At 39.6% G+C, this 13256-nt stretch carries 10 protein-coding genes; 3 read left to right on the top strand and 7 right to left on the bottom strand.

All coding sequences use genetic code 11. From position 1 onward, the window contains the following. Positions 1-6: 6 nt before the first annotated feature. From AC20MK_RS06505 to AC20MK_RS06515, 3 genes are all read left to right on the top strand, one after another. On the top strand, positions 7-1650 hold the full coding sequence (locus tag AC20MK_RS06505) for a DUF835 domain-containing protein (protein ID WP_487355065.1): 1644 nt from the start codon (positions 7-9) through the stop codon (positions 1648-1650). A gap of 10 nt (positions 1651-1660) precedes the next feature. Beyond that, positions 1661-2752, top strand: coding sequence for a hypothetical protein (locus tag AC20MK_RS06510; RefSeq protein ID WP_487355066.1), 1092 nt, complete (start codon positions 1661-1663; stop codon positions 2750-2752). Between the two features lie 97 nt (positions 2753-2849). Further along, positions 2850-3548, top strand: a complete 699-nt coding sequence (locus AC20MK_RS06515) for an RAD55 family ATPase (RefSeq protein WP_487355067.1) — start codon at positions 2850-2852, stop codon at positions 3546-3548. 178 nt (positions 3549-3726) lie between these two features. Here the strand turns inward: AC20MK_RS06515 and AC20MK_RS06520 are convergent, their stop codons facing one another. The 7 genes from AC20MK_RS06520 to mtaB (AC20MK_RS06550) form a co-directional block, all read right to left on the bottom strand. Further along, complete coding sequence (locus AC20MK_RS06520) at positions 3727-4872, bottom strand: GTP-binding protein (RefSeq protein ID WP_487355068.1); 1146 nt, start codon at positions 4870-4872, stop codon at positions 3727-3729. 163 nt (positions 4873-5035) lie between these two features. Continuing rightward, entirely contained in the window at positions 5036-6952 is a 1917-nt protein-coding gene (locus tag AC20MK_RS06525; RefSeq protein ID WP_487357076.1) for a hydantoinase/oxoprolinase N-terminal domain-containing protein, read from the bottom strand. Between the two features lie 39 nt (positions 6953-6991). After that, positions 6992-7840 (bottom strand): cation diffusion facilitator family transporter, encoded by an 849-nt coding sequence (locus tag AC20MK_RS06530; RefSeq protein ID WP_487355069.1) that lies wholly within the window; start codon positions 7838-7840, stop codon positions 6992-6994. Between the two features lie 109 nt (positions 7841-7949). Continuing rightward, on the bottom strand, positions 7950-8504 hold the full coding sequence (locus AC20MK_RS06535) for an acetate uptake transporter (RefSeq protein WP_487355070.1): 555 nt from the start codon (positions 8502-8504) through the stop codon (positions 7950-7952). Positions 8505-8889: 385 nt separating this feature from the next. Continuing rightward, entirely contained in the window at positions 8890-10275 is a 1386-nt protein-coding gene (gene mtaB, locus AC20MK_RS06540) for a methanol--corrinoid protein co-methyltransferase MtaB (protein ID WP_487355071.1), read from the bottom strand. Between the two features lie 13 nt (positions 10276-10288). Next, positions 10289-11059 (bottom strand): methanol--corrinoid protein MtaC, encoded by a 771-nt coding sequence (gene mtaC / locus AC20MK_RS06545; RefSeq protein WP_487355072.1) that lies wholly within the window; start codon positions 11057-11059, stop codon positions 10289-10291. 805 nt (positions 11060-11864) lie between these two features. Next, positions 11865-13253 (bottom strand): methanol--corrinoid protein co-methyltransferase MtaB, encoded by a 1389-nt coding sequence (gene mtaB / locus AC20MK_RS06550; protein WP_487355073.1) that lies wholly within the window; start codon positions 13251-13253, stop codon positions 11865-11867. Positions 13254-13256 lie beyond the last annotated feature (3 nt).

Raw genomic sequence — 13256 nt, forward strand, 5'->3', positions numbered from 1 at the left:
TAACATATGAGTGAATTGCTTCCAAAGATACTTGTTGTCGATGATGAACCATGGAACCTTGAGCTAATGGAAGCATACCTTTCAAGTGATTATGAACTCGCAATGGCTACTAATGGCATTGAAGCCCTTGAAAAAGTAAAGGATTTTGAACCTGATGTGATCCTTCTCGATGTCCTAATGCCAAAAATGGACGGCTATCGAACCTGTGAAATCCTCAAGAAAGATGACAACACTAAAATAATCCCCGTAGTTCTTGTTACAGCATTATCTGAAAAAGAAGACAAGATAAAAGGCATTGAATCAGGAGCCGATGAGTTCCTTTCCAAACCTGTTGATATGCTGGAACTGAAGACAAGGGTACATTCTTTGTTGAAGCTGAAACAACAACAGGATATGGTACTCAAAGAAAGGGATTCTGCCCAGAAATATCTCGATGTTGCAGGTGTCATGATACTAATAATCGGCAATGATCAGAATATTGTCGAGATAAACAAAAAGGGGAAAACGATACTCGAATGTTCCGAAGAGGAACTGATCGGTAGAAACTATTTTGATAATTTTATCCCTGTGGAAGACAGAGAGTTCATAAAAGAACGCTTTGAAGACTTTCAGGGTGAGGTAGAAACAGAAGAATGTTCTGTGTTCGAAATGTCTATCATTACAAGATCCGGGCAGAAGAAAGTACTTTCATGGAATGCTATCAAACTGAAAGATAAGGACAGGAATACAACTGGAATTCTCTGTTCAGGAGAGGACATAACCGCTCGTAAGATCGCAGAAGAGGAACTTAAAAAAGCTAATGAACACCTCAATCTGCTTATCAGGATATCACCAATTGCAACAATTATACTTGACATCGAACAAAACATCGTTACGGCTAATGAGAAAGCTACAAAACTTCTTGGGTATACCAATGATGAGCTTATCGATAATTCGATATCGACAATAACTTGCAATAATGAATTGTTCGAATTTACTGATCAGGAGAACCTTATATTAGGATTGTCTAAAAAAGATGGGGACTATATCGATCTTAACATAGCAACCTCTGTCATAATGGAGAATGAGAATAAGAAAGGACTTGTTGTCACACTCCAGGATATTTCCGAACTAAGCGGACTTTTGATTGATCCTTCTATAGAAGAGAATAGAGAAATAAAAGATACTCCAAGACTTGAACCAAGTTGCACCTACATACAGGATAGTGGCGATCTGAATACTTCTTATGAAATATTCGCCACCATGGTCAAGCAAGGAAGACCTGGACTTTGCATCACAAGGGAAAATCCTGCAAAGATAAGGACCAAGTACAATATTACAAAGACACCTATTGTCTGGCTTACGAAGACAAAAGGATCAGAATATCCTTCGGTCGATCCTGTAGAATTGTTCAAACTTCATCCTACAATAGAGAATTTTATCAAAAAGGTAAATGACGGCATTATACTGATAGATGGCCTTGAGTATCTCATACTTGAAAATGATCTCAGGTCAGTTATTAAGTTCATGGAACAGACCAATGACTCCATTATGGCATCTGATTCCAGATTGATCCTTCAGATCGATCCATTGATCTTCGATACAAAGGACCATCATCTTTTGAAGAGGTGGATGAGATCGCTTACAGAGGAAGACAATTATAACGAGTGAGTGAAGAAAGATGGAAATTAAGTTATCATACGTTATCGATCTGCCAAAGATCATGATAAATATGAGTAGTCATAGCTTGGCATGGAAAAATGCTGTTGTGGCTTTTACAGATAATGATATCTGGTTCCCTTCAGGTTCCGGTTGGAACATGATCCCTTACAGATCTATCGAAACTGTGGACCGTGAACTATCACCTTCTGTAAAAAATAATGTACGAGCAGATACAGGATATGCTGCAGAGATAGCTATCGATTATAAGAAGAATCCGATTTTTGGTTCTTCCCATATCAACTATTCAATGATATTTGCAGGGAATCCTGGAGATATAGAATATATAAAGAACCATTTAATTGAAAGGATAGGTTTCAGGGCAAATACGGATTTTGACGGATTAAAAGAAGAAGAAACAAGACTTTTAAGCCTTCTTAGATTGGGAACAAAGGACATCAATAAACATATATCACGTGTTTCAACTGACAGGGAAGTTCTCGAACGTGCTTTTGATACACTCAAGATACGAAAGCTTGTTGATGAAAATGCACAAATAACACAACAGGGTCATTATTACCTTGAAAATCTCAAAGAAGATGATCCATTCGATAATTCTCTGCCATTACTATCTTTGTCTTCATCAAGTGAAACAAACGATATATTCACACCAAAGAACGATATTGTGAAATTTACTAAGAAATATGAATATTCATCAGTATCAGGAAGTGTTTTTCTTGAAGATATCTGGTATTTTGTAATATCCCCCGAGATAAGGGACATCACCATAAATAAGGTAAATATTTTCGATATGGAGCTCCATTTGCAGAATGTTTCAGGGGCGACCATATTGATAGAATCAGAAGATAATAGGATCCTGCTGGCACTATCGAGAATACTCAATATGAAAGAGAACCTGCATATAAGAGTATTGAATTCCCTTTACATCGGAATCAGGGAAGAAAAGGATATAGCCAACCTTCTGTACATTGACCCTAATGAGCTTGAGATCTCAATAAAAGAACTGGTTGAGAGTAAAGTGATAAACACTGAAAACAATCTCACTGAAAAAGGGATAGAGACAGTAAAACAGATCCTTAAGATCAAAAATTGATCCAGAAAGGAACAAAATATTTTTCGATAACTAAGCGCATTAGAGAATAAATAAAATTAACGTATTTCAAGATACTAATATTGAGTGGAGGAATTTGGTGAGATTTATTGATACTATTGAAGGGCTGAACGAAATATTCAATACGGACATACCAAAAGGAAGTGTGGTTTTAATAACGGGTGCACCTGGAACTCTTAAATCCGGACTTACTTTTTCTATCCTTTCAAAATATCTGGATAATGTCGGAGAGTTCGGGACCTACATTACCCTTGAGCAAAGCAAAGATAACCACCTTGCGAACATGGAAAGTATGGGACTGGAACTTTCGGATAATCTATCAATATCTGATTTTAGCGATTATAGACTTCAATACGATGAATTTTCAGGCGATCTGCTAAACCTTATAGAGACAAATATTCTGCAATATAAGCAGAAGATGGGGGATAAGTTTACTTGTGTAGCATTGGACTCCCTTGGTGCCCTTTACTCGCTCCTCGATGTTGAACCTCAAAAGATGAGAAAAAGACTTTACCATCTTTTCGAACCACTCAGGCGTGAAAATCTGACAACTTTCGTGATACTTGAAACCACTGAATCCCTTGGAATGAACTATGCAGATAAATTTGAAAGTTATCTTGCAGACGGTATCATAGAACTGGGAATTCACATGAAGGACAATACAACGAACCGTTATATCCAGGCTAGAAAAATGCGTTCTTCAGCACACAGCATGGATCCCTTCATCCTTACGGTCTCAGATGAAGGACTTAAGGTGTATAGAGGAAATATCTTCTGACATTTCAATACCCGACCTTAAGCAAGATACACGCCCACGAATATAGGTTAATTCTCCATCGGAAGATGATGCAAATCTTCCGGTGAGAGGCATTCTTCTGCAACAATTCTATGCAAAATAAAGAGATGAACAAAGCTAAATATTTGTCAGGAGAATATTGAAATTGTAAGCAAACGTATCAATGATCGTGCTCATGATACGCTTCAACCTGTTCGATCTCAATTCCATAACGTTTGGATATATCTGTTGCGAAGGTATCGACGATTTTCACAAGTTCTTTTTTTTCCATGTTAGAGATCGCTGAAAGTATCTTTAACTTAAGGATCTCATTGTTACCTGTTTCGATCAGTTCTAATTGTGGATCTTCGAAGTATGCAGTCACATTCATTTTTACTGTATTCGTATCAGAATCTAAGAACATCTTGATATGGCCAATGAACTCGGGGCTATGTTCCATAACTTCTGCTTTTATGTTCGTCATGATCTCTTTAGCGATCAGTTTTGCTTTATTGATATCTGTCCTGGCTTTGAGATTATATTCTGCAGCATAGGTTGCAACACCTGATGCATCAATGGAGTTTTCTGCTTCCTGCTCATCACTGATAAGTTCCATCTCTTTCTTGCTGACAAGTGATATACCATTTGCAGAGGCAATGGATGTTTTTCCCATCTCTTTTGGCTTTGTTTCCTGAACTTTGACATCAAGAGACCTATTAAGAAGTTCTTCAGGAAGAATCATGTCCATGAAACTGCAGAAATTCTCATCGCTATTATTTGCAGATATCCGTATTATTTTTGCTTTTTTGTTAAGCTGCTGTACAGATTCTTCTACGATAGGTATCTGTATTCTGTCCATAAGGTCGATCTTGTTGATGGCAAGGATCTCTGCATCCTCTATCTGACGGGTGGAGAAATTCTTCATCTCTTTTAATATGTGTTTGAACCTGCTGCCGTCGATAAGGGTCACAAGAGGTGCGATCTTGGAACCTTCTCCAAGGTCCATCAGTTCGATCTCTCTTTTGATCACATTTGGAAATGCAATTCCAGTAGGTTCGATTATAAGGACATCCGGATCATAAGAATTAAAAAGTGTTATCACAGTTGAGCGAAGCCCCATCTTGAGTGAACAACAGATGCATCCGTTAGTGATTTCTTTTGTATCGAAGCCGAACTTGCTGATGATATCACCGTCGATCCCGATCTCTCCGATCTCGTTGACAATAATAGCAACTTTATGCCCTTTGTCCACGAGATATTTTCCCGTATTGATTATCGTGGTGGTCTTTCCGCTTCCAAGAAAACCACCAACTACAAGTGTTAACATTTTAATAGCTCCTTTTTTGTTTTCCACGAACGCATCATCCGATCCAAAAATGATGCGTTCTTTTTTATATGTTCAATATTACTGGTCATTATATCTGTATATAGTAATTTCAGCTCTCAAATCGGCCCTCTGAAACTCGATTCCATTTCTAAGACACACGATATCAAGCAAAACCCACACCTACAAATATGAGTTTAGTCTCCATCGGAGGATGATGCCAACCTTCCGGTGAAAGGGATTCTTCTGTAACAGTTATACTTACTTTGTTTTCTATGATCCCACATTCTGCCATATAGGAATATATCAACGACCTCCCACGTTCATTTACAAATTCAAGTGCTTCTACATAAGTATTGAACTTCTCTCTCCCCTCAGGTGAATAGACAAAGAATTCTTTATCAGGTTCATTAAGAGATAATGGCCTTATCATTATTTCCAGACGCTTGACACCTTTGCCAAACAAAGCTCCCGCTGCATTTCCCACATCTGAATAATTAGGAACTATGGTGTCTGCTTTGATAAATGAGCTTAACTCATCCCCATAAGCAGACACCGGACCTCCAATAAGTACTACAGGGACCTCTACGTCGAACCTGACCTTGAACTTGCGATCAACTATCTCACCGATGCCTTCAGGTCCAACACCTGGCAAAAGGTATGACATCAATTCGAATGTCATATTCCTCGCAAAACGCTTTTTGAGAAGAGAGCACATTTCATATTTGCCCATAGTGTTCAATTTAGCCAGAACATCAGCAGCCATTTTTGAAGCCTCTTGATCCCATTGATCATATTCTCCCAGAACATGCAATACATCAGTAGGAGTGAAACCAATAGCCTGCACAAGCCTTTTACTTATCAGAGAACTCAAAACAAAAGGAGAAGGTGATTTTTTAAGCATCATTGAAATATCATCAAATGAGACGGGATCATCCCCAATAACAGATAATACAATATTTTCATTTTCAGTCAATTCCAGAGGTTCCTGTCTGGTCCTTACAAAGAACTTTGTAGGTTGGATATTTTCATCCAGCAGTTTTCTTGAGATCCATTTAATGTTCTTAAGTTTTTCAAGAAAACCAGGATATTTGACCGCTGCAACACAGATAGGTTCAACTCTCCTGGGACCAATGGCCAGATCATTATCTCTTATCCATATATGACTATCACCACCCATTGCCGATGTTTCCATATGGATAGCTTTTATACGCGTTTGCCATTTTCCGATAACTGCACCCGATTCACTAATATCCGGCACACCTTCAGAAAGCATCGATACATCTGTACTTGTACCACCGACATCTATCACAACACAACTGTCAAGACCGGAAAGAAAAGAAGCACCAATAAGACTTGCAGCCGGACCTGAAAATATTGTCTCGATAGGTCTTTCAAGTGCATCCCTGATACCAACTACAGAACCATCACATTTAAGCATCAGTAATCTTGCATCCATCTCACGTCTTTTTATCTCAGAGATCATCGCGTCTATGAAATTCTCACCGACAGGCAAAAGCTGTGCATTAAGGTATGCTGTGACTGCTCTTTCGTAAGCACCAATATCCTGTGACAGCTCATGCCCACAAACGACTGGCATTCCCGTAAGTTTTGATATGAGCTGTTTTGCCCTTAGCTCGTGTTCAGGATTTCTTATACTGAAATGTGATGAGACTGCAAAAGCAGATACTCTATCCTTTGAACCAATTACGAACTCCTTTATAGCATCAATATCAAGCGGTTTTAGTTCATCGCCCATGTGATCATGACCACCTGATATGAAGATGATATCACTTGTCGGGAAATTCTTATTGTGAGAATGATCCCCTATGAGAATGAGACCTACGGGGTAGCCAGTATCTTCCAGCACAGTATTCGTTGCAAGTGTGGTTGAAACCGATATGACATCTACATTTTTCAGATATTTTTCATCGATCCCGTCAATTGCATTCCGTATTCCTTCAATATGATCAGGATAGGTTGTCAATGCCTTGTTGGACATCACTACAGACCTGTCATTATCACTTATGAGGATCGCATCAGTATAGGTTCCACCTGCATCGATACCAAGACTATATTGCATCATTTCACCATTGCCCTAAGAAAATTGTATTCAATTGTTTCACCTTCCATCAGAAGGTTCGATGTGAACCAGTATATCGGAAATTCCTGCAAAGGTCCGTTTAAGTTCCCTTTCAATATTTTCAACGATCCGATGAGCATCCATAACATGGATATCGGAATCAATTTTTACGTGAATATCTACAAACATATCGTCAGGTGAACCATGAGTTCGCACTTTATAGCAATTCTCAATTCCTTCAATGGACCTTACAAGACGGCGAACGTTGTGTTCATCAATACAGCATGCATCGCATAATACGTTACAAGACATGACCACGACAGATACGCAATATTTCATGAGTATAAGAGCTATCAGTACTGTTTCCAACATTAGAACAGTTGGACTTACTTGAATTAACAAGGTCAGAACGATCAAAAGTGAAAACAGAACATCTAACTTAAGTGCAAATGAGTTAGATATTCCAACCTGATCAAATTCATCCAAAGGGCAATATTTCAGTATAGCTGCTGATAGAATAACAGATATTAAAAGCAAGATATAGATGGAAGTCTCCGGCAATAAAGAGTTACTTCCATTAATGATAGAGTGAGCTTCAGAGAGGATATACAGACTTGCCAGAATAAAGATGATCGCGATGAACAATGATACAAGAGAACTATATTTTTTATAACCGTATGGATGGAAGTGGTCGGTCAAAAGTGAGATGATATTAGGTACAAAGTGATGAACTGCGGTAATGACACCGATAAATAAGGCAAAATATCCCATCACCTGCACAGCAAGAATATGAGAATAGATACCTGCGAATATCCTTACCAGAGCTATTTCAATAAAGACGGAAAGAGCAAGAGATCCAGTTCCGTTCTTTCTGGTAGAGGTTATCAATTGTTACCACCTGGCATTTTATTTATGTTTTTAAGGGAGGGGAATGACCGACCTTATGGACGGTCACGATCTGAATATTACATACATGACATTCTAGCCCGATCTTACCTTAGAGTGGAGCTACTGTCTTTCCAAAAACTGAATTTGTGACAAGCGCCAGAGATGTGTACAGAGCTGATATTCCAAGCAACAAGGTCATGTAACCTGCAAGTGGACCAATACCAATTCCGAAGTTTGCAGCTGCGTTAAGGAAGAATGTCAGAGTAAGAGTGATGAAAACGATGGTTATCGCTTTAACACCGATCTTGAGTGTTACAAGCAGCAACACAAGGGAAACTAGCCCCCATATGAATAGATAGAAGCCTATTGAAGTTGCACTGGCTGCTCCAAGAACTCCGCTTGCAAGACCTGAGGACATCAAGATGAACGCAAAGGAGAACCAGAACAGACCAAATGCTGAAAAAGCAGTTGCACCGAATACATCTCCTTTTTTCCAACCTTCTATACCCGCAAAGACCTGAGCAAATCCTCCGAGGAAGATTGACATTGAGACGACCATTGTAGCATCTGCGAAAAAACCTGAACCCATCATTCCCAGCATTGTGGCTGCAAAACCAAGACCTGCAAATCCGAGTGGTGCATGATCTGCTGTTTTATCGATCATGTGAAATCCATCCGCAGGGTTACATAAAATACAGTTCTCTGGTATATCTTCATTATTTGTCAAATATAATCACTTCCGTTAGTTCGATTAATAATTTTTATAAAATTCAATAAATAATATTACAACTCGACACATACAAATGATTGTTAAATGTGATTCGGGACAAACATGCACCCGTTAATAAATATCAAAAAGACATAAAGGAGATAAAGGAGTCTTAAATGTCTGAATATCACCTCCAGTATTATTTTTTAGAAAGGGGTGTTTCTATGATTATAGGGATGAAGCTTACAAAATCGTGCAATACACATTTTTCAAGGTGATGAAAGTAGCCCCGAGCAATACGGGGCTACAGTCCACGTTTGGAGACTTCGATGCTAAATGCTTAGAGACCGTAGTTCTCTGGCAGGAAGACCTTAACTTCTTCCTTGTACTTGGTCATGCAATCGCTCATGAAAGTGTCCTGGTCATCTGTGAGTGCCATAAGTGCAGCTTTTGCGTCTGCAAGGGCGCCCTTCTCGAACTTAGTGAGTTCGAGCTTGCCAGCTATTCCTTCTTCCATGATCTCTACTGACTTGAGTGCAGCGTTCTTTGCACGGAGGTAAATGTCATTACCGTCCTTGACAATAGCTTCACCCACGCGGTATGCGTTGTCATATGCAAGAACATAGCCCTGTGGGTCCCTGTACTTGTCAGAAAGCACAAAGAGGTCCCTGAGGGTCTTTTCCTGACCTGTTGCAGTTGCTGTGTTCATCAAGGCACAGTCGTAAGCAAGGGACTCTGACCAGCACTGTACGGAAGTACCACCGAATTCTGCATGATATTCGACAGATTCATTTGACCAAAGGTCACAGCACTGCATGACAAGGTTACCCATGACATCAGAGTGTGCACATGTGGAGGACTTACCTTCCTGTGAGATTGGTACACCGGAGATAGCTTTTACGATGCTGTTCTCATATCCACAGTCCTTACCTGGACCAACTGCACCAGCTTCGTATGCAGCAAGTGATCTTGGTGCAGAGATAGCCCTTGCGATGATAGCAAGTGTGTGTGCAAGGTTCTTGTCAAGAAGACCGCCACCAATGAACATTGCGGTGTTTGCTTCGGAACAGTCAGTGTCACCTGCGGAAACTACTCCGTGCTTCTTTGCAACAGAGCTGATCTCCTGCCAGAGGAAGTCCATATCCATGGTTCCAAGGCAGCCAATAGCATAGAGCATACCAGGAACATCGTTCCTCAGGATAGCATAATCAAATACTTCTTTACCACCCATTGATTCAACTGAAAGAAGGTCAGCACCGTTTGCAGCGACCTCTTCAAAGGACTCCATCAGGACATTGAACTTGTCTCCTCTAAGACCAAGGAAGTCACGGTCTTCACGGACGTCACCAGGGGTGTGTCTTAATGCACATTTAATGCCATATTCATCGTGGAATTCTTCCATGATGGTCTTCTGTGCGTGTGCGACCTCTCCTCCCCATGTTGGGTTATTGGTCATCTGTTCGACGTGTTCTGTCTCAAGAACAACAGCAGGGAAACCTACCTGGACCATACGGTTCATGATATCTGTGGTTATCCTCTGATATTCCTTGACGAGCTTCTCTTTTGATGCACCGGCTTCAGGCCTTGGTGCATAGTTAACTTCAGGTATAGTGTATCCGCCACCGATCTCGAGTCCAAGTCCTGCTTTTACAGGGTGCTTTGATTTACCGAAGATCATGTCATCTGCACTATCATATGCCATTTTTGTATATCGGTTGATTGCCATTTTTCTCACCTCTTCAGTGTTTGTGGAATTCTTCTTTCAGTGCGCTAATGCTAGATCCTGCAAGGATCTTGTCAGCGATCTTAGGTGCGTCAGCAGCTTCTTCGCCATAAATACCCAGGTCATAGGTAGATACGAAGTCCTGGTTAACAGCTCCACCACCACAGGCGAATGGAACATTGAGACCTGCCTCAAGTAACCTGTCGTTGACTGCTTTGAAAGCATACATTGTTGTGGTCATCAGTGCAGTACCTGTAAGCATGAGAGGTTTCTCTGCTTTGACAGCTTCAATGACTTCATCTACAGGAACATCACGGCCAAGGTCAACTACCTCATATCCGTTTGCCCTGAGAAGTGCAGCTACGATAGATTTACCGATATCGTGAACATCTCCTTCTGCAACATGGCAGACGACCTTACCCTTTGAAACAGGTGTTTCATTGGACTGTGACTTACAGAACTCGATACCGTCGAGCATTGCATCCGCGGACATCATTACGTTTGGCAGGAAGATCGTTCCCTGATCATACAGATCAGTAACTACTTTCATACCAACCATTAGAGCATCGTCGATCAGAGCAATTGGGTCCTTTCCTGCTGCGATAGCTTTTTCAAGACCTTCGATGACGTCGTCTTCCTCACCGTCAAAGATTGCTACTGCAATTTGTCTGTATAACTCATCCTTAGGATAAAGTTCAGCTGCAGCATCTTCAGGCGTCATTGCCTTTTCCAATTTCACATTGTATCTTACCAGAATTTCACTGGGGTCTATATCCAAACTGGTCATGTTTTACTTCCTTTGTTTTTTTAAATAATAATTGAAGTGCCATTCTTCTTGGGAAGAATACCACCCTCGATCCAATCATAGGATTTCGTTCTGAAAACCTATTCAAACGTCTCTCATACCAGTATATAAACATTTGTTTTTGAATGATTTTATATATAAGCATTACCATTTTATTAAAAAAAATTAAAAAGGTAAAATGTAGCAATAATAAGCTTTATTGATATCGAAAATGCATAAAAAAATCAACAATACTTGAAACAAAAGAAATAAATTTAGTAAATATGTTTATATAATATAATTAAATTTGCTTTAAATATAACTAGTATATAAAACATTTGTAAAAAGGAAATCTTTAATCGATAATAATATGAAAAAATAAAGGTTAATGATGCTTATTTTTGAAAATATCGATTGATTTTAGAGAAATATATACACTTGATAGTAGAAACTTATAAATATCAGCTACTATGATACAAATTTGGTTAAATAAAAAGAAAACGACATCAATAAAGGGACTAACTGAAAATAGCAATTCAAGATCATTTTATTATATCAACAAAATTAAACAATAATCTGTATATACATAAATTATTAAATAATTAGTATATATACATATTGATTTATATATTTTTAAATAATACAAAAGACTTAAATACTACATATTGAGGCATCAAAGATCCAATCCAAAGAATGGAAATAGATGACTGAAAAATTCATTGCACGACAATCGTAACGAAAAGAAAAAAAGAAAATGGGTCGTAAGATAGACAGATGAAAGATAAAGATAAAAATGAAAATGAAAACTTCAGTAACCGTAATTTTCAGGTCTGAAGCTCTCCATCGTTGAAAATTTATCCAAATTTTCTTCAATGAAAACATCCTTTTCATCAGTAAGTGAATGAAGGGACTTGATCGCCTTTGCAAGGGATGCTTTCTCAAAGCGCGAAAGTTCAAGCTGTCCACGAGAACCTTCATCAACGATATCGCATGCCTCTATCGCAGCATTCTTAGCACGCAGATAGATATCATTACCATCCTTTACGATCGATTCACCTATCCTATAAGCATTATCGAATGCAAGTATGAATGCCTGAGGATCCCTATATCTATCTGAGACCATGAAAACATCCCTGAAGACCTTCGCATATCCAGCCTCTATTGCCGTATTCATCATGGAGCAATCATAAGATAGGGTCTCCCCCCAACATTGAACACTTGTACCACCAAACTCCCCACGGTACTCCACAGATTCATTGGACCAGAGATCACAACATTGCATAGTGAGATTACCCATGACATCAGAGTGAGCACAAGTTGAGCCCTTTCCTTCCTGCGAGATAGGGACACCGGCAATGGCCTTGATTATAGTGTTCTCATACCCACAATCTTTACCGGGACCAACAGCTCCTGCCTCATATGCAGCAAGTGAACGCGGTGCTGAAACCGCCCTTGCTACAACAGCAAGGGTGTGTGCAAGCTTTCTGTCAAGCAGACCACCTGCAATGAACATTGCAGTATTAGCCTGAGAACAATCAGTATCACCAGCAGCCACAACATCATGTTTCTTTGCTATTTTGCTAATATCTTCCCATATGAACTCTACATCAAGAGTGCCGAGGATACCTATTGAAAAAAGCACACCTGAGATATCGTTCCTTAATATTGATGAATCAAAGACGGTCTTACCACCAAGTGATTCAATGGAAAGCATATCAGCCCCATTGGAAGCGACCGCTTCAAAGGATTCCAGCAGCAGACCATAAGAATCACCCCTAAGATCGAGGGATTCTTTTCCGCCCCGAATATCAGCAGGCGTATGGCGCAATGCACACTTGATGCCATATTCATCATGAAACTCTTCCATAATTGTCTTCTGTTCATGTGCTATCTCTGCACCCCATGACGGATTGACGGTCATTTGTTGCACATGTTCCGTTTCAAGCACCACAGAAGGGAAACCCACCTGTACCATTCGTTGCAGTATATCAGTTGTGATCTTGTGGTATTCTGCAATAAGTTTCTCTTTAGACTCACCAGCTGCTGGCCTGGGTGCATAGTTAACTTCTGCCGAAGTATATCCAGCCCCGATCTCCAGATCAAAACCGGTCTTGACTGGATAGACAGAATGTCCAAAGACCATATCTTCAAAGTCATCATAAGCCATTTTATTATAACGTTTCAAACTCAAACCCATTCC

The organism is Methanococcoides sp. DA23 (genome assembly GCF_057593895.1).